The 20,006-nt window shown below is 67.7% G+C and carries 19 protein-coding genes and 4 tRNA genes; 10 read left to right on the top strand and 13 right to left on the bottom strand.

Annotated features, from left to right (window positions below):
* Positions 1–8: 8 nt before the first annotated feature.
* The 5 genes from pdxS to pgsA form a co-directional block, all read right to left on the bottom strand.
* Entirely contained in the window at positions 9–974 is a 966-nt protein-coding gene (gene pdxS, locus U9978_RS11320; RefSeq protein ID WP_322761048.1) for a pyridoxal 5'-phosphate synthase lyase subunit PdxS, read from the bottom strand.
* Positions 975–1,236: 262 nt separating this feature from the next.
* Positions 1,237–1,866, bottom strand: coding sequence for a hypothetical protein (locus tag U9978_RS11315; protein ID WP_416210929.1), 630 nt, complete (start codon positions 1,864–1,866; stop codon positions 1,237–1,239).
* 35 nt (positions 1,867–1,901) lie between these two features.
* On the bottom strand, positions 1,902–3,059 hold the full coding sequence (locus tag U9978_RS11310; RefSeq protein WP_322761047.1) for a glycosyltransferase family 4 protein: 1,158 nt from the start codon (positions 3,057–3,059) through the stop codon (positions 1,902–1,904).
* The gene (locus U9978_RS11305) at positions 3,056–3,997 is read right to left on the bottom strand and encodes a phosphatidylinositol mannoside acyltransferase (protein WP_416210928.1); all 942 of its coding nucleotides are present in this window, start codon (positions 3,995–3,997) and stop codon (positions 3,056–3,058) included. Before U9978_RS11305 ends, U9978_RS11310 begins: the two co-directional genes overlap by 4 nt.
* A 35-nt stretch (positions 3,998–4,032) precedes the next feature.
* Entirely contained in the window at positions 4,033–4,704 is a 672-nt protein-coding gene (gene pgsA, locus U9978_RS11300; RefSeq protein WP_322761045.1) for a phosphatidylinositol phosphate synthase, read from the bottom strand.
* A 245-nt stretch (positions 4,705–4,949) separates the two neighbouring features.
* Between pgsA and U9978_RS11295 the strand changes: the two genes are divergently transcribed.
* Entirely contained in the window at positions 4,950–7,133 is a 2,184-nt protein-coding gene (locus U9978_RS11295) for an elongation factor G-like protein EF-G2 (RefSeq protein WP_322761044.1), read from the top strand.
* Between the two features lie 541 nt (positions 7,134–7,674).
* Here the strand turns inward: U9978_RS11295 and U9978_RS11290 are convergent.
* A complete protein-coding gene (locus U9978_RS11290) occupies positions 7,675–8,232 on the bottom strand; it encodes an HIT domain-containing protein (protein WP_322761073.1) in 558 nt (185 codons plus the stop codon).
* Positions 8,233–8,921: 689 nt separating this feature from the next.
* Between U9978_RS11290 and U9978_RS11285 the strand changes: the two genes are divergently transcribed.
* Positions 8,922–9,857 carry a cytochrome P450 gene (locus tag U9978_RS11285; RefSeq protein WP_322761043.1) on the top strand — a complete coding sequence of 312 codons (936 nt, stop codon included), beginning with the start codon at positions 8,922–8,924 and terminating at the stop codon, positions 9,855–9,857.
* 56 nt (positions 9,858–9,913) lie between these two features.
* Here U9978_RS11285 and U9978_RS11280 read toward each other — a convergent pair whose 3' ends face one another.
* Positions 9,914–10,630 (bottom strand): Crp/Fnr family transcriptional regulator, encoded by a 717-nt coding sequence (locus tag U9978_RS11280; protein ID WP_322761042.1) that lies wholly within the window; start codon positions 10,628–10,630, stop codon positions 9,914–9,916.
* An 833-nt stretch (positions 10,631–11,463) separates the two neighbouring features.
* Here U9978_RS11280 and trpS point away from each other — a divergent pair.
* Positions 11,464–12,465 carry a tryptophan--tRNA ligase gene (gene trpS, locus U9978_RS11275; protein WP_322761041.1) on the top strand — a complete coding sequence of 334 codons (1,002 nt, stop codon included), beginning with the start codon at positions 11,464–11,466 and terminating at the stop codon, positions 12,463–12,465.
* 189 nt (positions 12,466–12,654) lie between these two features.
* Positions 12,655–12,900 (top strand): tyrosine-type recombinase/integrase, encoded by a 246-nt coding sequence (locus tag U9978_RS11270; RefSeq protein ID WP_322761072.1) that lies wholly within the window; start codon positions 12,655–12,657, stop codon positions 12,898–12,900.
* Positions 12,901–12,925: 25 nt separating this feature from the next.
* Here the strand turns inward: U9978_RS11270 and U9978_RS11265 are convergent.
* Positions 12,926–12,997: transfer RNA gene (locus tag U9978_RS11265), tRNA-Val, on the bottom strand.
* Between the two features lie 527 nt (positions 12,998–13,524).
* Here U9978_RS11265 and U9978_RS11260 point away from each other — a divergent pair.
* Positions 13,525–13,956, top strand: coding sequence for an SsgA family sporulation/cell division regulator (locus U9978_RS11260; protein WP_322761040.1), 432 nt, complete (start codon positions 13,525–13,527; stop codon positions 13,954–13,956).
* Between the two features lie 177 nt (positions 13,957–14,133).
* Here the strand turns inward: U9978_RS11260 and U9978_RS11255 are convergent, their stop codons facing one another.
* Positions 14,134–15,285, bottom strand: a complete 1,152-nt coding sequence (locus tag U9978_RS11255) for a chorismate-binding protein (protein ID WP_322761039.1) — start codon at positions 15,283–15,285, stop codon at positions 14,134–14,136.
* Positions 15,286–15,478: 193 nt separating this feature from the next.
* On the opposite strand from U9978_RS11255, the gene U9978_RS11250 reads away from it, so the two are divergent.
* From U9978_RS11250 to U9978_RS11235, 4 genes are all read left to right on the top strand, one after another.
* Positions 15,479–15,551 (top strand) — tRNA-Gly (locus U9978_RS11250).
* A 45-nt stretch (positions 15,552–15,596) separates the two neighbouring features.
* A tRNA-Cys gene (locus U9978_RS11245) sits at positions 15,597–15,668 on the top strand.
* 23 nt (positions 15,669–15,691) lie between these two features.
* Positions 15,692–15,763 (top strand) — tRNA-Val (locus U9978_RS11240).
* A 293-nt stretch (positions 15,764–16,056) separates the two neighbouring features.
* Positions 16,057–16,245: a ferredoxin gene (locus U9978_RS11235; RefSeq protein WP_322761038.1), complete on the top strand. Its 189-nt coding sequence runs from the start codon at positions 16,057–16,059 to the stop codon at positions 16,243–16,245.
* A gap of 31 nt (positions 16,246–16,276) precedes the next feature.
* Here the strand turns inward: U9978_RS11235 and U9978_RS11230 are convergent, their stop codons facing one another.
* Both U9978_RS11230 and U9978_RS11225 read right to left on the bottom strand, forming a co-directional pair.
* Positions 16,277–17,110 carry an N-acetylmuramoyl-L-alanine amidase gene (locus U9978_RS11230; protein ID WP_322761037.1) on the bottom strand — a complete coding sequence of 278 codons (834 nt, stop codon included), beginning with the start codon at positions 17,108–17,110 and terminating at the stop codon, positions 16,277–16,279.
* Positions 17,111–17,127: 17 nt separating this feature from the next.
* A complete protein-coding gene (locus U9978_RS11225) occupies positions 17,128–17,946 on the bottom strand; it encodes a DUF3097 domain-containing protein (protein ID WP_322761036.1) in 819 nt (272 codons plus the stop codon).
* 97 nt (positions 17,947–18,043) lie between these two features.
* Between U9978_RS11225 and U9978_RS11220 the strand changes: the two genes are divergently transcribed.
* A complete protein-coding gene (locus tag U9978_RS11220; protein ID WP_322761035.1) occupies positions 18,044–18,649 on the top strand; it encodes an isochorismatase family protein in 606 nt (201 codons plus the stop codon).
* Between the two features lie 144 nt (positions 18,650–18,793).
* Here the strand turns inward: U9978_RS11220 and U9978_RS11215 are convergent, their stop codons facing one another.
* Together U9978_RS11215 and U9978_RS11210 are read right to left on the bottom strand one after the other, a co-directional pair.
* Positions 18,794–19,087, bottom strand: coding sequence for a DUF4193 domain-containing protein (locus U9978_RS11215; RefSeq protein WP_322755642.1), 294 nt, complete (start codon positions 19,085–19,087; stop codon positions 18,794–18,796).
* Positions 19,088–19,245: 158 nt separating this feature from the next.
* Positions 19,246–19,776, bottom strand: a complete 531-nt coding sequence (locus U9978_RS11210; protein WP_416210934.1) for a DUF3145 family protein — start codon at positions 19,774–19,776, stop codon at positions 19,246–19,248.
* Positions 19,777–20,006: the final 230 nt, after the last annotated feature.

Raw genomic sequence — 20,006 nt, 5'->3', positions numbered from 1 at the left:
GAGGTCGCTCACCAGCCGCGATCGGCGAACCTGGCCGCGGGCTCCAGCTCGCCGGTGCTGATGCCGACCATCGCCTCCCCGAGACCACGCGAGACCTTCACCAGGACGTCGGCGTGGTTGTACATGGTGGTGGCCTCGACGATCGCCCGCGCACGCCGCGCCGGATCACCGGACTTGAAGATGCCCGAGCCGACGAACACGCCGTCGGCACCCAGCTGCATCATCAGTGCCGCGTCCGCGGGCGTGGCGATGCCACCCGCGGTGAACAGGACGAGTGGCAGGCGCCCCAGGTGCGCGACCTCGGCCACGAGCTCGTACGGGGCGCGCAGATCCTTGGCCGCGGCGAACAGCTCGCTGGGGTCCAGCACGGACAGGCGGGCGATCTCCGCTCTGATCGTGCGCATGTGCACGACGGCGTTGGACACCTCACCGGTGCCCGCCTCACCCTTCGACCGGATCATCGCCGCACCCTCGCCGATGCGACGCAACGCCTCCCCCAGGTTGGTCGCGCCACAGACGAACGGGACGGTGAACCGCCACTTGTCGATGTGATGGTGCGGGTCGGCGGGGGTGAGGACCTCGGACTCGTCGACGTAGTCGACCCCCAGCTGCTGGAGCACTTGGGCCTCGACGAAGTGGCCGATACGCGCCTTGGCCATGACCGGGATCGACACCGCCTCGATGATCTCCTCGATCATCTCCGGGTCGCTCATGCGAGCCACCCCGCCCTGGGCACGAATGTCGGCCGGCACCCGCTCCAAGGCCATCACCGCGACCGCACCGGCATCCTCGGCGATCCTCGCCTGGTCGGCGGTGACCACATCCATGATCACACCACCTTTGAGCATCTCCGCCATGCCCCGCTTGACGCGGGCCGTCCCCACCTGGGTACCGGCAGAACCGGGAGGCTCGGCCACCCGTGCGGACCCGTCGTCGGGCTGCGCAGACTCGGGTGCGGTCAGGCCATCGGACATGACTCGCCTCTCTGTACACGGATCCGTCGGGAGCAGGTGCCCCTGCCCGCGCGCACGTCGGCCAACCCGGACTTCGGCCTACCGGGCCACCGGCGGATGCACGAATCCGCACCGGACGGGGGACGCCTCATCGTACGGCCGAAGTGCCACCTGAATCCCACCTGGGACCCTCGGGTACGCACACGGGCGGTCGGCGACGAGTGGTAACGACCGCATGCCTATGCCGGATACCCATGCCGGATACCACATTACAGACAAGTCATCATGGAGCGAATCCGGTCATATCACCATTCAACGTACCGCCGTCGGGCTTGTTCTCGTCGCCATCGCCGTCGATCCTCCCGTCTCCGCTGCTGCGCACCGGGAGAGCGTCGTCGATCTCGAAGTAGGCCGGCAACGGTCTACGCCCGGACAAACGCAGGACCCGGACAACCCGTCTGCTTCGCAACGCCCGCACATCACGGACCGCGTCATTGTGCAGCTGGCGGGCAAGGGCCACCCGGGCCGCGGCAACGTCCACCGCGTGCAGGGCGTCAGGCGCGCGGTCGGCTGTCGCCGCGACCTGCGCTGACCGCAACGCCCGGCTGAGGTTGTTCTCCACCGCTTCGGCGTCGTTGTCCAGCGGGCCGTCAGCAGCGAGAGCCGCATGGGCCGCATGGGCCGCCCGCGCCCGCACCACCGCCTCGCCCAGCTCGGCCAGCTCGCACTGTCGGGCGAGTTCCCCGGCCGCTGCCACGCGCAGCGCCAGCTGGCCGGTCAGACCCGTGCGGGCATCGGTGACCCGGACCGCGAGGCGGTCGAGACGACTCGCGAGCCAGGTGAGGTATGTGGCGATCAGAACGATGACCGCGACCGTGAGGACAACTAGGGGCACCTCGCGCAGCGTAGTCAACAGCGGGTGACCTCGCGCCAGGGGATTGATTCCGATCAAGCAGAATGACGAATCGTCTTCGGCTGAGAGCCCACAGCTACCGACACCGGCGTGTCGCCGGCGACCATCTCGTACACCCCGACGATGCGTTTCGCGATCATCGGCCAGTCATAGGCGGTCACCACCGCCCGGCCCCGATCGGTGAGCCGGCCACGCTCACCCGGATCGGCCAGCAGCTCGGCAAGCGCACGGGCGAGGCCCGTCGCATCCCCGACCGGGAACAGTCGGCCGGCGTGGCCGTCATCGAGAACGCGGCGGAAGGCGTCGATGTCGCTGGCCACAACCGGAGCGCCGGCGGCCATCGCCTCCAGCAGGACGATGCCGAAACTCTCCTGCCCGGTGTTGGGTGCGCAATAGATCTGCCCAGAACGAAACACCCGGGGTTTGTCGGCCTCGGAGACCAGACCGAGCAGGTGCACCCGGTCCCGCAGACCTGGCTCCACCCGGTCGAGAACCGCCTCGCAGTCGCCCGGGCCCGCGACCAGCAACTGCGCCCCCTCGCACCGCGCCACCAGCGTCGGCAAGGCCGCCAGCAGCACGTCCAGACCTTTGCGGGGCTCGTCGATACGCCCCAGGAAGACCACGGTCGCGCCGCCCGGTGGGCGCGTGGGCAGCGGCGTGGCGTCCCGGAAGGTGCCCACCGCGACTCCGTTGGGAATGAGGATCGCGTCCACGCCGAGATGTTCGACGATCGTTCGTCTGGCCGCCTCGGACACCGCGATCCGCGCCCGGACCTTCTCCATCGAGGGCTGCAATGCGCCGTGCGCAGCCGTCAGAATCTTCGAACGCGGGTTGGACGTGTGGAATGTGGCGACGATGGGACCATCGGCAAGCATGCACGTGAGCAGGCTGACGCTCGGCGCCGTGGGCTCGTGCACGTGCAACACGTCGAAGTCGTTCTCCCGCAACCACCTGCGCACGCGGGCGGCTGACACCGGCCCCATCAGCAGCCTGGCGACCGAGCCGTTGTAGGGCACCGGCACCGCGTGGCCCGCGTCCACGGCATATGGCGGGAGGGTTGTCTCGTCGTCGACCGGCGTGATCACCGAAACGTCGTGACCGAGTCCGATGAGAGTCTCGGCGAGGTCCCGCACGTGGACCTGAACCCCTCCGGGCACATCCCAGGTGTAAGGGCAGGCCAGCCCGATCTTCACGTTTCCACTCCGGCCGATGGCGGGCAGGCTGTTTGCTCTGCCGCCGCGGCGGTCGCCGGCTCTGCCTGCTCTGCCTGTTCTGCCTGCTCTGCGGTCGCCGGCTCGTCCCGCCAGATGCGCTGGAGCATGTGCCAGTCCGCGGGGTGGGCCGCGATGCCCTCGGCGAAGGCGTCTGCCAACGCCTGGGTCATCCGGACGACGTCGGTATGCGGCACGGCCGGGTGAATACGCACACCCCAACCGTCCGGCTCGAACCATAGGGTGGCAGGCAGCAACGTCGCCCCGGTCCGCAGAGCGAGAGCGGCCGGCCCCGGCGGCATCGTGGCCGTCGCTCCGAAGAAGGTGACCGGCACCCCGTCCGCGGACAGGTCGCGGTCGGCCAGCAGGCACACCGTGCCGCCAGCGAGCAAGCGGTCCGCCAGCAGGTCAAATGGTGGCAGCTCACCACCGGTCAGCGGGATGACCTCCATGCCGAGCGCGGAACGGAACCGTACGAAACGATCGAAAAGGGATGCCGGTTCCACCCGCTCGGCGACCGTTGTGAACGGCTCCCCGTTCGCGGCGAGCCACGCGCCGGCATGCTCCCAGTTTCCCATGTGCGGCAGCGCGGCGATGGTGCCTCGACCGGACGCCAGAGCCGCACGTAGCCGCGGTTCGGCCAGCATGCGCATACCCTTGGTGATCCGTTCGCCCGGCATGTCCTGCAGCCGGAAGACCTCCAGCCAGTAACGGGCGTAGGACCGCATGGCAGCCCGCGTGAGATCGTCGAGATCTGCGTCGGGTGGGACTGTTCGCGCCAGGTTCGACCGCAGCCGGCGGACTCCACGGCCGTCCCGGCGCAGGGCCGCATCGGCCGCCGCGGTGAACACCCGCGCGGCGACACGCTCGGGCAGGACACGCACGACCCGCCAGCCCGTCGCGTAGGCCAGGTCCGTCATCCGGGCTTGCGCAGTCGTCAACGCCGGCCGCCCCGTCAGTGGACCCGCGTGGCCGCGGGCGATTCGACCGGCGGCTGGGCCGCCCGCGCGGCAGCGCCCTGACCTCGCCCCAGGTACTGCCGATGGACATGGACGATCCGCTGCGCCACCGTCAGCACCGTGGCCGCGGCGAGGAACCACAGCGCGGCCGGCAGCAGATACGGCACGCCCAGGCCATAGAGACCAGCGGCGACCAGGACGACCAGGAGCCGCTCACCGCGTTCGGCGAAGCCGACGTCACAGTGGAATCCCAGCCCTTCCGCTCTGGCCTTGACATACGAGATGATCGAACCCGCCACCAGGCAGATCAGGGCGGCCACACACAGCGGCAACGAATCACCGTCACCGGCGTACCAAATGATCAACGAGCCGAAGATGGCGCCGTCACCGACCCGGTCGGAGGTGGAGTCCAGGAACGCACCCCACGGCGAGGAGATCCCACGAGCGCGGGCGATGAGTCCGTCGATGAGATCGGAGACGGCGAACAGGGTGATGACGACAGCGCCAACGAAGAAGACCCCGCGGGTGAAGAAACCCAGCGCCCCACCGACCACGCCGATGGTGCCCACCATGGTCACGGCATCCGGTGACACCGACGACCGGGCCAACCGCTCACCCAAGGGATCGAGCACGCGCTGGATCTGCGGTCGCGCCTTGCTAGCGAGCATGTCCCGTCCCGTCCCGTACGTCCCGCACTGCTCGTTCACAGTACCGCCGGCACGATCGGCAACCGCCACCTCATTCGGCCGACACGGGTTGTTCACACGCCCGTCAAGGAGGAATCTATTCCCAGGGACTCGTGTTCCCTGCGGGGCTCGCCTTCCCCGGGGGCCCAGTAGTCCGTCCGGCAGCCGTCCACTGGTTTCTCACCTTCCCATCCAGCCAGTGGCCATGTCACTCCGGGGAGGCGCGGGTGAAGTCAGCACCATGCGATGTCCGTCCCGTTCACCAACGCGGCACCGACGTGCGCAACATCGTCCTGGTCGGCCACACCGGCGCAGGCAAGACCACCCTCGCCGAGTGCCTGCTGGCCACGGCGGACGGCGGTGAGGCTGCGCACGGCCATTCCGCCAATACCCGACATACCGATCATGAAGATACCGAAAGTCGGCAGCGCACACTCAACCTCACCGCGCTGTCCACGATCCACCGGGGACTGCGGATCAACCTGCTCGACACACCGGGGCTCGCCGATTTCATCGGGGACCTGCGCGCCGGCCTGCGCGCTGCTGATGCGGCCCTGTTCGTGGTCAGCGCCCTCGACGGAGTCGACGGCTTCACGCGGCTGCTCTGGGACGAATGCGCCGCCGCCGCAACGCCCCGCGCGATCGCGATCACCAAACTCGACCGTCCCCAGGCCGACTTCGCCTCGACCCTCAGCATCTGCCAGGAGGTGTTCGGGGCGGGCGTGCTCCCGCTTTACCTGCCGGTCGGCCGCTCGCGGTCTGCCGAACCCATGCCGGGTGAGCAGCGATACCGGCTGGTCGACCTGTTGGCGCCTGCCGAGGACGGTCCGGCGGGCCAGAACAGCGATGCGGGCCAGAACAGCGGGCCTGGGGCGATTGCCGCGGCCCGCGACGCCCTGATCGAGGGGATCATCGCCGAGAGCGAGGACGAGTCCCTGCTGGACCGCTACCTGGCCGGTGAGACGCTCTCGGCGAAACAGCTGCTCGACGATCTGGAGACTGCGGTCGCCCGTGGCCGTTTCCATCCGGTCGTGGCGACCGTCGGAAACGGGGCCGATGGACTGGGCGTGACAGAACTGCTGGACCTCTTCGCGGGGGCGTTCCCGTCCCCGTTCGAACATCCACTACCGGCCACCAGCCGGCCGGACGGATCGCCGTGCCCGCTGCCGTCGGGCGACCCCGATGGTCCGCTGGCCGCCGAGGTCATCAAGACCACGACCGATCCCTATGTCGGACGCATCAGCCTCATCCGGGTGTTCTCCGGCACGCTGCGCCCGGACACGCCGGTTCATGTCGCCGGACACGGCCGGGCCGACCGGGGCCACCCCGACCACGACGAGGACGCGAAGATCGGCACGATCTCCCGCCCACTGGGCCGGTCGACGCAGGAGGCCGTCGAGATGTGCCGAGCCGGCGACATCTGTACCGCATCCAAGATCATAACAGCGGAGGCCGGGGACACGCTGTCGAGCCCGGACGGCCCCATCCTGTTCGAGGCCTGGACCATGCCCGAGCCGCAGCTGCCGGTGGCGATCCGGGCCCGGACGAAGAGCGCCGAGGACAAATTGTCAACCGCGCTTGCCCGCCTCACCGCCGAGGACCCGAGCGTGACCGTCGAGCACAGCGGTGAGACCGGTCAGCTCGTCCTGTGGTGTATGGGCGAGGCGCATAGCGATGTGATCATCGAGCGGCTCGCGAGCCGGTACGGCGTGGATGTCGACCGGGTGCCGGTACAGGTGCCCATGCGGGAGACGCTACGCGGACCGGCCCGGGGAACAGGCCGGCACGTCAAGCAGTCCGGCGGCCACGGTCAGTATGCAATCTGTCATATCGAAGTGGAACCACTACCGCCCGGTCTCGGGCGGGAATTCCGCGACGAGGTCGTCGGCGGTGCGGTCCCGCGTCAGTTCATTCCGTCGGTGGAGAAAGGCGTGTGGCGCCAGCTCGATCTCGGGGTCTCCGCCGGCTTCCCGCTTGTCGACATCCGGGTTCGCCTGGTGGACGGCAAGGCGCACTCCGTGGACTCCTCCGACGTCGCCTTCCAGGCCGCGGGTGCGCTGGCGTTGAAAAACGCGGCTCAGTCCGCCGGGATGGTCCTGCTCGAACCGGTGCTCGCCGTCTGCGTGCTCACACCCGACGCGCATGTCGGCCCGGTCACCAGCGACCTGGCGGCACGGCGTGGGCGGGTCGTCGGGATCGAGCCCGTCGGTGGAACAGGGCCAGGAGACCCCGGCGGCAGGAATCGTACGGTGATCAGAGCTGAGGTACCGGAAACGGAAATGCTCAGATATGCCGTTGACATCCGCTCGCTGACCCAGGGCACTGGAACGTTCTCCCGCGGCCACCTGCGGTACGAGCCGGTACCTGAACACCTCGCCGCCACGTATCTCACCGCTCGAACAGCCGAGTAAGAGCGCCCGGCAACAGGGACGTGGATGTACGAGCGGGGCCGCATTCCCTTCGGTGCGACGAGTGGAAGGAAGACGTCAGGAGGCGCCGGTTTTCGGGCGGAAAATGTACGTCAGCCATCCACTCGTGCTGGACCGGCCACCTGCCCACATGCCTACCGGCACCAGCACCCGGCGCCTTCACCGGCACCCCCGAAGGGGCCCTCGACTGCGCCTACGAGCTGTACCTGTCGACCCCCGACATCTGACCGCCCCCGCCTGCCCAGGTGCCAGCCCCCGAAGGACTCACGGGCGAGACCGCTAAGCGGCTGTCAGTCGGGCGTTCTCAACGATGTGAATCTGATGCTCCTGCCACAGCATCAGATTCACATCGTTCCTACCGAGCGCCCGGCAATAGAGACGGGGGTCAAGGAGCGGGGCCGGGGTGCGTAGATCGCAAGGCGCGAGGACGGAGGCACCGGAGGTTGTGGGTGTCGACCGACGACAACACAGCGAGGTGCGTGCCCCAGCCCCGCGACGCCGCGTCCCCTATTGCCGGTCGCTCTTAGTCCGTCTCCTTCCAGGCCGCGGCGGTCAGGTCGCGGGTCTGGCCGAGGAGTGCGGGCAGCACCCTGGTGCCGCCGACCACCGGCATGAAGTTGGTGTCACCGCCCCAGCGTGGCACGACGTGCTGGTGGACGTGTTCGGCGATCCCGGCGCCCGCGACAGTACCGAGGTTCATCCCGACGTTGAAACCGTGCGCACCGCTGGCCCGCCGCAGAGCCCGCAGCGCATGCTGGGTGAACAGGGCCATCTCCGTGGTCTCGGAGTCCATGAGATCGGCGTAGTCGGGGATGTGACGATACGGGACGATCATCAGGTGCCCGGAGTTGTACGGGTAGAGGTTGAGGACGGCATAGACGCCCTCACCCCGCGCGACGACCAGCCCCTCCTCGTCCGACATGGACGGGATGATGCAGAACGGGCAGTTTTCGCCGGTCGGTCTGTCCTCGCCCTTGATATAGGCCATCCGGTGCGGCGTATACAGCCGGCGGAAGCCGTCCGGACTGCCGACACCTGCCTGGGCCTCCAACGAGACGCCCTCCGGCGTGGTCGACGTCATATCCACGAACTGTCCGTTTCCGATGTGCGACCGGGGCGCGGGGTTCGAAGCGGTCGACCTGGCTGGTACGTCACTGGCGCGGCCTCCCGACACATCCGGAACCTGAGTTCGGGCCTGCTGGAGCGGCCTGAGCCGGCGCCACCGCGACCCGCGCCCAGCGTACCGGCGTTCATCCGTCCACACCCACCCGGGTGCCACGCGAAAAGGCCGGCTGGCAGGCGAAGGAGCACGGACGCCCGGCTACAGCCCCTCGGTCTGGATGCCCGTGACCACGCATACCTTGGCCAGCCAGACGAGAGGCTGACGGCGTGGGGGGGTCGCCGTCAACCTCTCCCCACTAGCGTAAACGGTTTCCACGCACCGCGCCGCCACTATGACCGGAGTCATTCAGCGTGTCGTCGCCGGGATGGCCCCGTGACACCAGGTTCTGCCATGCCCGGTTCTGTCCGACCTGGCCCTCGATGCATTCGCCTGCGTCGACGGATTCCGGTTGTGAGCGGGTCAGGAACCTGGCCGCCGCGGAGCGGAGATTTTACTCACAGCTATTTCACATCTTCTTCTCAACGTGCCGCCACACTCGGCCGTGACAGTTGATGATCAGAACCCACCCAGCAGACCTGAGGTAGACGACGGCATCCGCCAAGGCCAGCTCCGTCCAGGCCAGCTCCGTCGACGGCGCATCGGAGAACGTGCCGGTCACCCCGGCTGGGGACGCGGTCGCCGTTCCGGACCCGACGCCACCGCGCCAAAGCCCACCAGGCCAAAGCCCACCAGGCCAAAGCCCACCAGGGCCGACCGGGCGGCCCGTCCGTACCGCTGTCGAGTTCCTGACCGATCCGCTCGCCCTGCTCGCCCGGCTGCGCCGCGAATACGGCCCGATCGTGCGGGTGCCGCTCGGACGCGGTGCCGCCTACCTCGTCAGTGATCCGGCGTCCGTCCAGGACATCCTGGTGGCATCCCAGCGGGCCTTCGTCAAAAGAATTCACCGGCGCCGGACACCCGTCGACGAGGGAGTACAGCCGCCGGCGCTAATACTGGGATCCGGGCTTCTGACCAGCACCGGCGAGCTGCACCGGATTCGACGCAGGCTCATCCAACCGCTGTTCCACCGTCAGCGGATCGCCGCCTACGACCCCGTATTCGCGACGCTGGCCGAACAGGCGGCCGAGCGATGGTCCGAAGGAACACGCCTGGACATGCACATGACCGAACTCACGCTCGGGATCATAGCCAGGACCGTGTTCGACCTACCCGTCGACAATGAGGTCGTGACCACGGTGCGGCGGGCACTGGCGGTGAACATGGGCGTGTCACAGCGAGCAATCATCCCGGGCGGCCGCCACCTGGAAAAGTTGCCACTGCCTGCGATCAGACGAGCTCGGGACTCGCGCGCAGACCTCGATGCACTGGTCCGAAAGATGATCACAAACCGTCGGCAACACCCGACCGGCGGCGACGACCTGCTGTCACTGCTGCTGGCGGCCTGCGACGCCGAGACCGGCGCACCCCTGGACGACGACGCCGTACGCGACGAGGCGCTGACAATCCTGCTCGCCGGGCACGAGACCACGGCGGGCGCTTCGACCCCGTTCCGCGGGTGCCGGTCGGTCCGCTCCCCCGCGTGACGTTGCGCCCCGGCTCCGGAGTACCGATGACCGCCCATCGCCGCACCCGATGACCACTACCGGTCGCCGTCGGCGACCGTCCCGAGCGTGGGCAGGTCGTGGATGACGATTCGCCGATAGCGAGTGCTGAGGATGCCGGCGGCCCGCAACTCGGCTAGCGCCTTGTGCGCGCTCGGCTCGCCGGCGCCTATCAGCGCACCCACCTCGGGTTGCGTCAGCACGCCGATCGAAATACCGTCGTCAACCGCCTCGCCGTGCAGATATGCCAGCTCAACCAGGACGCGCGCCAATCGGATCTTCACCTGATCGCCGTAGTCGACCCGACGCCGCGTCGACCAGCGCAGCTTCGCCGCCACCGCGCGGTTCATCTCCGCCGCCACGACCGGATGGCTGCTCAGAAAGAGGTTCGTGTCAGCTGCGCTGATCCGGCGTGCGGTCACCGCACCGCCAGCGGTCACCGTGGCGGACCGGGGCTCACCGTCCATCGCTGCCAGTTCACCGACGACATCTCCGCCCACGCGGATCGCAAGCAATGCCTGGGCGCCGTGCGGGGTCACCCCCGTGACCTTGCACACGCCGTCAAGCAGGATGAACAGGTCCCGGTCGGTGTCGCCTTCAATGATCATAGTCGTGCCGCTGATGAACCGAACGATCTGCCCGAGTCCCAGCAGCTCACTGCGTAGTCGCCGGTCGATCCGCCCGAGGAAGGTGTGGCCGGGCCAGTCGCGGCCGTACCGCGGTTCGTCCGGGTCGGCCCCGTTCCCGTCGCTCACCGTCCTGGTCTCAGCTTCGCCGCCAGGTGGCATTGCGGCTTCGCCGCCAGGTGGCATTGCGGCTTCGCCGCCAGGTGCCCGAGTAGCCTGTCCATGCAGGGGGGTAGCCATCCCCGCCCCGTCACGGACAGGCGCCAGGTCATCGACCGAAAGCACGGCTCGCACCCCGCAGTCCGCCCGTCCAGACCCAGCCTTTCCAGTCCCTGCCCCTGCCATACTCCGCCCTCCCCCATGCCGCACCCTGGACAGTCGGCCCCGCGAAGCGCCATGGCGACCGTCATCTCACCCATGACGTCCATGAAGGTGCGTGCGACGCCATACATCACGCCCAGCACAAAACCCGATCCGTACCGTACCGGACCTGATGGGCAGCCCATAGTCGGATGTCATCGGTTCGACAACAGCCAGCGGACGACAGCGGCCGGGGAACACGGTACGAACCCTCACGATCATCACCGTGCAGTCGATAGCACGCGGATGAACGAGGCGCGGACCATGACAGATGGATGGTTAAGAGCGCGCGACAGTAGGGAAGTGAATCAAGGAGCGGGGCTGGGGTGCGTACATCGCGAGGTGCGAGGAGGGAGGCACCGGAGGTGTCGGGTGTCGACCGACGGAGCCGGCGGTAGTTGTGGGAAGACAAAACCAGTGGTCGCGGATCGTCGCCGGTTGACCGGGCCGAGCGGGGCAACGGGGCTGCGAGCCATGCGACGGATACGTGGCAGACTCAGCGGTGCGACACCACACCGTGCCCTGCATACGGCACGGGCCACCCCTCGGTCAATACCGACCCAGGGGACGAAAATTGAGTAGAGAGTGTGCCGGTAACAGCCATGGATGTGCAGCGAGAGCGAGCCTTCTCCGGTATTCAACCGACCGGGAAAATCCATATTGGTAACTATGTGGGTGCACTCTCGCTCTGGGTCGAGAACCAGGATCTCTACGACAACATCTTCTGCATCGTCGACCTGCACTCCATAACGATTCCCGAGGCCATCGATCCCGCTGTTCTCCGCGCCAAGACACGCGAGACCGCCGCGCTGTACGTCGCCGCCGGCATTAATCCTGAGAAGGCCGTCATCTTCGTGCAGTCGGCTGTCTCGGCGCACGCCGAACTCGCCTGGATTCTGAACTGTGTCACGCCGCTGGGGTGGCTGGAGCGGATGACCCAGTTCAAGACGAAGTCCGCCGCGCAGGAGAGCGTCGGCACGGGGCTGCTCGACTATCCCGTGCTACAGGCCGCGGATATCCTCCTCTATGGCGCCCACCGGGTTCCGGTCGGCGAGGATCAGCGTCAGCACATCGAGTTGACCCGGGACATCGCGCAGCGGTTCCACCACATGTTCGGTCCGGCGTTTGTGCTGCCTGAGCCTCTGATCCGATCGAGCGGCGCGCGCATCATGGGCCTTGACGAACCGACGATGAAAATGTCGAAATCCCTGGGCGCAACCAGGACTGGGCACGCAATCGGTCTCGTGGACACGCCGGACCAGATCCGAGCGGCCGTCATGCGCGCGACCACTGATTCGTCGAACGACACGCGCTTTGAGACGGCGGGCCCCGGCGTCGTCAATCTCCTCACTCTCTTCGAAATACTCTCCGGGCAGAACCGGGACGAGGTCGAGAACGTCTTCGAGGGCAAGGGCTATGGATTCCTCAAGCGCACGGTCGCCGACCAGGTCGTCGCATCCCTCGAACCGATCCGTACGCGGTTTACTGAACTGATGGCAGACCCGGCCGGCCTCGAGGGGATTCTGGTCGACGGAGCGGACCGTGCCCGCCCGATCGCAACCGCAACCTTGGACAAGGTGAAGGGCCTGACCGGGCTCGGCTAGGCGTGCGACGATCGTCAGATCGCGCGCCCGGAGGCCGCAGTCCCCGGAGCGCTAAGTGGTCGGCAGCAAAGGACGCCCCCGACGAGATCCTCTGCGGGGGCGTCCGGTTTTTCGGGGACGGTCGCTCTTTCGGTGCAGCCCCTCCCTACCTGTCGTGGGTGGTACGGCCGTCGTTGATGATGCGGCCAGCTGGATACCCGCGGGCGCACGGCGGGGCTACCTGCGTCGCTGACCTTCCACGGGCTTCGGTACTGCTACGCCACTTGGCTGATCTCTGAAGGGGTGCCGGTCAACGTCGTGCAAGTCGCACTCGGACACGAGCATGCGAGTACGACCTTGAACCGGTACACCCACCGGCCAAAGGACTACCACGATCGGCTTCGGGCGGCCCTGACAGACCCTGCTGACGATCCGCTGACTGACGACGGTCCGTGAAGATCGATACCGCTCAAAATCCCTGTGGGCGTACGTGGTTTCGAACCACGGACCTCTGCCGTGTGAAGGCAGCGCTCTACCACTGAGCTATACGCCCGGAAGACATTTGAAGCCTACTACGCCGCCATGGCGATGCCACGGCGGGGGCCGGCCCCACCCGAGCGGGGTTGCCCCGGGCGGGGCTGATGGTCCGACCCGGACAACGCTGTGGCGAGGCCGACGGACCGTGCGGAAGCGTCGCACGATGTCGACAACGTTAGGTCTTGCGGAACGGAGCCTCGTCCGTCACGATCCGGACACAACTCACCTCGATTGGGACGAGCAAGGGCGGGGTAGACCCCCCCTGACGCACACTGCGGCAACAGCGATCCAGCACGAAGGGTAATCGACCTACGGGGGGTGTGCCACATGGCGCGAACCGATACAAGTGACCACGGAAGGCGCACACCGTGGTCTCTTCCAGCCAACTGTGGCCTGCGCGCCTGCTCCATGCCGGGCAAGTCTCCCGAACCGGCGTAACGGATGTTCAAGTCGCATAACCTTGTTTCCAACGAGCCTCAAAGAGGGAACTATCTCGTTACACGGGTGCTCGCCCGCACCACCGCAGCACTGAGAGGCCGCCCGATGACAATTCGTCATGATTCCATCACAGCAGAGCTCGCACTCCGGCTCGTCGTTCCCGGTGGGGCGCCCGTCCCGGTCGCGGCGACCATGCGCTATGAACCCGCGGACCCGTACGCGGTCAGCATCGGGTTCCGTACGGGCGCGGACGAGGTTGTCGAGTGGACGTTCGCCCGCCAACTGCTCAGCGACGGTGTCCGGCGTCCGGCCGGCGACGGAGACGTGCAGGTCTGGCCGGCGGCTCAGTCCGGCGGACGGATCGTCTGCCTCTCCCTGTCCAGTCCCTCGGGCCACGCGCTGTTCGAGATGCCGCGCTCGGAGGTGCTGTCTTTCCTTCGCCGCACCTATTCGGTGGTCCCACTCGGCGCAGAAAGCGAAGTCGTCGACTTGGACGCAGAGCTTGCGCTGCTCATCTGGGGTGGGCCTGCAACCTGACGTCGTGGGCCGGGGCGGGCCTTCGACCTCTGACATCACCCCCGGGCCGGGACGGGCAAGCGCCCCGGCCCGGGGGTCGCGAGTCAGGTGCCCGCTTTCCCCAGCAGCGGTGGACCCCAGCAGCGGTGTTCATCCGAAGCCGACCGGAGGTAGAGACCGCAACCAGGTCTCGACGCATCACTGCGAGGTGGACGAAGCGATCCTCAGCAGACGTCCAGCCTTGAGCTCTGCTTCGCGCCATTCGGCCCACGGATCGCTGCTCCAGGTGATTCCAGCGCCGGAGCCGAAGTGCAGACGCCCGGCCGCGAACCAGAATGTTCGGATGCCGACGGCAAGCTCACCGAGCCCTTTCTCGGCGTCCACCCAACCAATCGCACCACAATAGGGTCCACGAGCAGACGGTTCGAGTTCTCCGATGACGCGCAACGCACTCGACTTCGGGGCACCGGACACCGAGCCGGGCGGAAAGCTCGCCGCGAACAGTTCAGGCCAACCGACATCTGGTCGCAGCTGGGCCTGGACCGTTGACACCAGATGCACCAGACCCGGGTGAGCCTCGACCGTGCACAACTTCAGAACGCTCACCCCGCCGATACGTGCCACCCGGCCCAGGTCGTTACGGACCAGATCAACGATCATGATGTTCTCCGCAACGTCCTTGTCCCACAGATCGGTCGCCACCCGCCCGGTTCCCTTGATCGGCCCGGATCTCACGACGTCGGCCCGGCGCGACAGGAACAGCTCCGGTGACGCGCTGGCCAGCCGGATATCGACCTCCGGGACGTACATCACGGCCGCGTACGGCGCCGGGTTGTCTCGCGCGAGTGCCGCTGCAAGTGCCGCGACCACCTCACCGGCGTCGTCGGCCACAGGCACGGACTGCACCCGGCAGAGGTTGACCTGGTAGACCTCGCCAGCGGCGATCTCAGCCCGGATGCGGCGAACCCCACGGGTATAGCCGGGACCGTCCAAACTGGAGGTCCAGGCTCCACGTGGCGGGCCTTGCCAGGGCCGGCCGGCAAGCGTCGCCAACGGTGGCGCGGGCCGGACCTCACCGAAACGAACACACCGCGCCGTGCCCTCGAAGTCGACCGCCACCGCCCAGAACCCGCCGCGATCGAGCGCGGCCAGATCGTCGGTGATATCGATCACTCCGGTCGCGAGCCTGCCGCCGACGACCGCGAAAGAGCCGGTCCGCCGTGGTGGACGGTACCGGACCTCGCTGTGCCCACCACCTGCAGGTGCCGCGCCCCATGCCGCACGGTTGGAGACACCGCTTGACCCGGCCCGCCTGCCCTGGTCCGAGCTGTCCCGTGTGGTGCCGTCCATCCAAAGCACGCTACCGGCGTGGGCGGCTGGGTCGCGTCCTGCGACCAGGACAGAGACGACCGACGTGACTGATCGGGGCGTACGGGACCCTGACCCAGGAACTGCACATCATCGGCACATCGGACGGCGGTCCATTCGACGCTTCCCCCATCGTCCGCTAGAGTGCTACCTGCACCGCCAAACGGTGGGGCACGCGGACGTGGCTCAGCTGGTAGAGCATCACCTTGCCAAGGTGAGGGTCGCGGGTTCGAATCCCGTCGTCCGCTCGAGACTGTGTGAGGTCAGAGGTCAAGCTGGTTCCGGCCTCCCCCGGCGGAGTGGCCGAGTGGCTTAGGCAAGGGCCTGCAAAGCCCTGTACGCGGGTTCGATTCCCGCCTCCGCCTCAGGAACAATCTCGGACAAACTGGGGCGATTAGCTCAGTGGGAGAGCGCTACCTTGACACGGTAGAGGTCACTGGTTCAATCCCAGTATCGCCCACCCCGGTTTACCTGGGCTTTCTACGATGCCCGCATGCCAATCATGGCATGCGGGCATCGTGTGTACGGATCCGCGAGCATCGCCGGTCGCGGATGTCCCATGTGCTCCGCGGATGACATCTGCAATCTGACCGCCCCACCTTCAGTGCGCCCGACACACAGGGGTGTGCTGTCGGGCACGCACGCCCGGCGGCCCCCAATGGACCATATGGCCGCCGGGCGTGCAACAATGCCTGTTCCTGTACGCATGACAGCACCCATCGGATCCGACCCATCCGTTCGACAGGAGGACACATGCGCGTCAGCGTTGACCCGTCCGTGTGCGCCGGCCATGGCCAATGCAACGTCCACGGCCCGGACGTCTACGGGCTCGAGGACGGCTACTGTCTGATCACCGACCCGGAAGTACCCGCGGGCCTTGAGGAACAGGCGCGCAAGGGCGCCGAGGCCTGCCCCGAACAGGCGATCACAGTCACCGACTGAACCAGCTGGCGTCCCTCGCCCGAACAGCCGTTCAGGACCGTGGCGCCGTGAGAAAGAGCGTGACGCCGTCGGCGACACCCTGCGCGGCGTGCTGGCGCCAGGTTGCGTCCGAGACCCTGGTGGCATCGGCCGGGTTGCGCATGTTGGCGCATTCGAGGAACACCTTCGGCACCCGCGACAGGTTCAACCCACCGAGGTCCGCACGGAAGGACAACCCGGCGTCCGCGACGTAGTCGGCCCGTGGTTCGCCGGTGTCACGTTCGAACCCCATCCGCAGCGCCTCCGCCAGACGTGCCGACGGAGCGAGAATCACGGCGTTGGCGCCGTCCGGGCCGAGGCTTGGGGCGATGACATGAAACCCGCTGCCGCTCGGCGGCCCGCCGTCGGCGTGCACGGACACCGCCGCATCGGCGTGCACGTCGTTGCCGATCCGCGCCCGCTCGTTGATGCACGGACCGACCCCGGAGTCATCGGTTCTGGTCAGCACAACCATGGCGCCGCGTCCGCGCAGCAGCGCGGCCGCCCGGACCGCGACGTCATAGGTGAACGCGTGTTCGGGATATCCATCGTCGGTCTCGGCGCCGACGGTGTCACACTCTTTTTCCATGCCGCCCGCGTCCACCTTGCGGGAGATGGCCGCTGCGGCGGCCGCGTTACCGCCGTTGTGCCCGGGATCCAGCAGAATCGTGCGTCCCCGGAGCGAGTCCTGACCCGCCGGCAGCGACATGCCGCCAACGGCGGCGTCGGTCCGCGGCAGGGCACCGGAACCAGATGAACCGGATGACACGCCACGAGCCGCGAAACCGACCAGGAGGAGCACGGCGGCCGCGAAGGCCATCGCGAACGCTCGCGACTGGGAAGGCATCTACAGAGGATCCATCGTCATAAGGTCGCCGCGGTCACGAAATCGATGAGACGTTCGACCGCGCCGAGAAGACCCACTTCGACATCGGTGTAGGAGTGCACGCCAGCAAGCACCCGACGCCACATGTCCACGGGTTCGGCGACGCCGAGGGCACGACACACGCCTTCTTTCCACGGCTCGCCCGGGGGCACCCGCGGCCAGGCCGCGATCCCCACGGACGCCGGCTTCACCGCCTGCCAGATGTCGATGTAGGGATGCCCGGTCACCAGCACGTCCGGCGATGTCACAGACGCGGCGATCCGACTCTCCTTGGAACCGGGGACGAGGTGGTCGACGAGCACCCCGAGACGACGCGACGGCCCCGGCCGGAACGACGCGACGACCGCGGGAAGGTCGTCCACGCCGTCAAGGGATTCGACGACGACACCTTCGACCCGAAGATCATCTCCCCAGATACGCTCGACGAGCGCGGCGTCGTGCAGCCCCTCCACGTAGATTCGACTCGCCTGCGCGACCCGCGCCCGGTGGCCGTGAACGGCCACGGACCCGGACGCGGTGCGGGCCGGGCCCGCGGGCGCCGAGCGCTGGGGCCGGATCAGCGTGACCGGCCGGCCGTCCAGCAGGAAGGCGCCGGGGTCGAGCGGGAAGATCCGACGCCGACCATGACGGTCCTCCAGCACCACACCACCGGCCTCCATCTCTACGACCGCGCCGCAGAAGCCGGTCGCGGCATCCTCGACGACCAGCTCCTGCGCGGCCTCCACCGTGGGCGGTGGTGCAGGCCGCGCGCGTTTCTCCTGCGCCAGCACGTCAGGCCCGTAGTCTCTGCTACGCACCCGCCCACTGTAGCCCGGCCCATCGCACGCCCGGCCCGGCCTATCGCGAGCCCGGCCCTGGCGCGCCAAATCCGGAGCGAAGTCCCAAAATCGACCTATGACCGGACCTGTGCCCGAGAGATACCGACCGGGCGTCGCCCTCCTCGTGATCGACATGCAGAACGACTTCGCCGCGCCGGACGGAAGTCTGTACGTCTCTGGTGGGCAGGAGCTCATACCGACCGTCAATGCCGAGATCGAACAAGCGGTAGCCGCAGGTTCACCGGTCATCTACACCCAGGACTGGCATCCACCCACCACCCCGCACTTCTCCACCGGCGGAGGCATCTGGCCGCCGCATTGCGTACGGGACACCGTGGGCGCGCGACTGCATCCGGCGCTACGGGTTGACGGAACCGTGGTTCGCAAGGGGACAGGCGGTGAGAACGGCTACTCGGGATTCACCGTCCGGGATCCGCTCACTGACACTGCACAGGCGACCGAACTCCACACGATTCTCATGTCACGGGATATCGCTACCATCGTGGTCGTAGGCCTCGCCGGGGACCACTGCGTGAAGGCGACAGCGCTCGACGGGCGTGCACGTGGCTATCAGGTGGTGCTGCCACTCGCCCTCACCCGGTTCGTCGGGCTCCGGCCAGGTGACGACACCCGGGCCATCACCGAGCTACGTGACGCCGGCGTCATGGTGGTTCCCTTCTGACCATGCGAACCCGCCTGATGTGTTCCTGCTGATCGTTCCCATCAGGCGAGTTCACCCGGTGCCGGACCGGTGGTCGGGCGGATCGTGGTCGGGCGGATCGCAGAGCGATACATCCGACACCATTGGTGATCTATAGCTCTTACCTCACGCCGCGCAGTCGGCACAGATCATCCGCCGGCTGTCGGCGAGTTGGCTGCGGTGGTGGACCAGGAAGCAGCTCTTGCAGGTGAACTCGTCCGCCTGACGCGGTAGGACGCGGACCGTCAGCTCCTCGCCGGCCAGATCCGCGCCGGGTAGGTCGAGTTCGGCCTCGAACGGGTCGACCTCGTCCCCGAGGTCAGCCGCCGCATCCGCCCGCCGCGCCTTGAGCGCCTCCAGACTCTGCTCGGAAACCTCCTCGGCATCGGTGGTGCGGGGGGTGTCGTAATCGGTGGCCACTGAGATTCTCCCGTGAATTGAGTGCGTCTCGTGCGCAACCCACAACGCACGACCGGCAGGGTATGTGCCCGCTAGGACGATCCCCACTGGGTGTGGCCTTCACCACATCGACCTTGATGATCATTAGCGAATTCTCGTCAGGCGGCCGGACACGATGGTCAGCCGGTCCGGCGCAACCAGGTGACCGGCGCCCCATGGGCTGCCTGCCGAAGCGGCTCCAGCGCCTCGTCCCACGCCGTGCCCAGCAAGCGGTGCAACCCTCGTGCCAGGGTCTCGCGACCCTCGCCCCGCTCGATGAGGGCACGTAGCGCGGCTTCCCCGACGACGATGTCCCCGTTCGCGGCGATCGATGCACGGTGCAGGCCGAGCTCGGGCGTGTGGGAGTAGCGCTCCGAGTCACATCCCGGCGAGGGTGCCTCGACCACGTCGAAGCAGACCTGACCGAGGCGGCGCAACTGGCCGGCAAGGCGCCCGGCCGTCCCACACGGGGCACGCCACTCCAGGCCCGCATAAAGCGCGCCCGCGGAGCGCGGCTGCTCGCTCCAGGTCAGGGACACCGACGAGGACAGCACGGCGGACACGGCGAACTCCAGGTGCGGACACAGCGACGGCGGGCAGGCCAGAACCGCCAACATGCCGGGAACCTTGAAGGCCGCCGGACCGGATACAAGTTCTCGTGCTGATGACATTGCAACCACGCAGGACCTCCGTCGACGAGTTACGCCTTCCCCTGCGATCTCGCCTCACGATCGTCCGCGCCGCGCGGTACCGATGGTGCCATGGGGCGCCGTGGCATCCATACCCGACCCCCGTCTGACAGATCTGGTTCATCCGGTCGATATCCGGACTATTCGCGATGGCCACGCGTCGATCATGTGATCAGACACATCCCGGACCGGAGCACCGGGACCGGGACCGG

The sequence above is a fragment of the Protofrankia sp. Cr2 genome (genome assembly GCF_963555885.1).
GTDB lineage: Bacteria > Actinomycetota > Actinomycetes > Frankiales > Frankiaceae > Protofrankia.
This window is presented reverse-complemented; position numbering and strand designations above follow the sequence as displayed.

Excerpts from the sequence above, each read along its gene's own strand:
- pdxS (WP_322761048.1), bottom strand. The coding sequence starts at position 974 with ATGTCCGATGGCCTGACCGCACCCGAGTCTGCGCAGCCCGACGACGGG.
- U9978_RS11305 (WP_416210928.1), bottom strand. The coding sequence starts at position 3,997 with ATGACGGACCTGGCCTACGCGACGGGCTGGCGGGTCGTGCGTGTCCTG.
- pgsA (WP_322761045.1), bottom strand. The coding sequence starts at position 4,704 with ATGCTCGCTAGCAAGGCGCGACCGCAGATCCAGCGCGTGCTCGATCCC.
- U9978_RS11290 (WP_322761073.1), bottom strand. The coding sequence starts at position 8,232 with ATGACGTCGACCACGCCGGAGGGCGTCTCGTTGGAGGCCCAGGCAGGT.
- trpS (WP_322761041.1), top strand. The coding sequence starts at position 11,464 with ATGGATGTGCAGCGAGAGCGAGCCTTCTCCGGTATTCAACCGACCGGG.
- U9978_RS11260 (WP_322761040.1), top strand. The coding sequence starts at position 13,525 with ATGACAATTCGTCATGATTCCATCACAGCAGAGCTCGCACTCCGGCTC.
- U9978_RS11255 (WP_322761039.1), bottom strand. The coding sequence starts at position 15,285 with ATGGACGGCACCACACGGGACAGCTCGGACCAGGGCAGGCGGGCCGGG.
- U9978_RS11235 (WP_322761038.1), top strand. The coding sequence starts at position 16,057 with ATGCGCGTCAGCGTTGACCCGTCCGTGTGCGCCGGCCATGGCCAATGC.
- U9978_RS11230 (WP_322761037.1), bottom strand. The coding sequence starts at position 17,110 with ATGCCTTCCCAGTCGCGAGCGTTCGCGATGGCCTTCGCGGCCGCCGTG.
- U9978_RS11220 (WP_322761035.1), top strand. The coding sequence starts at position 18,044 with ATGACCGGACCTGTGCCCGAGAGATACCGACCGGGCGTCGCCCTCCTC.
- U9978_RS11210 (WP_416210934.1), bottom strand. The coding sequence starts at position 19,776 with ATGTCATCAGCACGAGAACTTGTATCCGGTCCGGCGGCCTTCAAGGTT.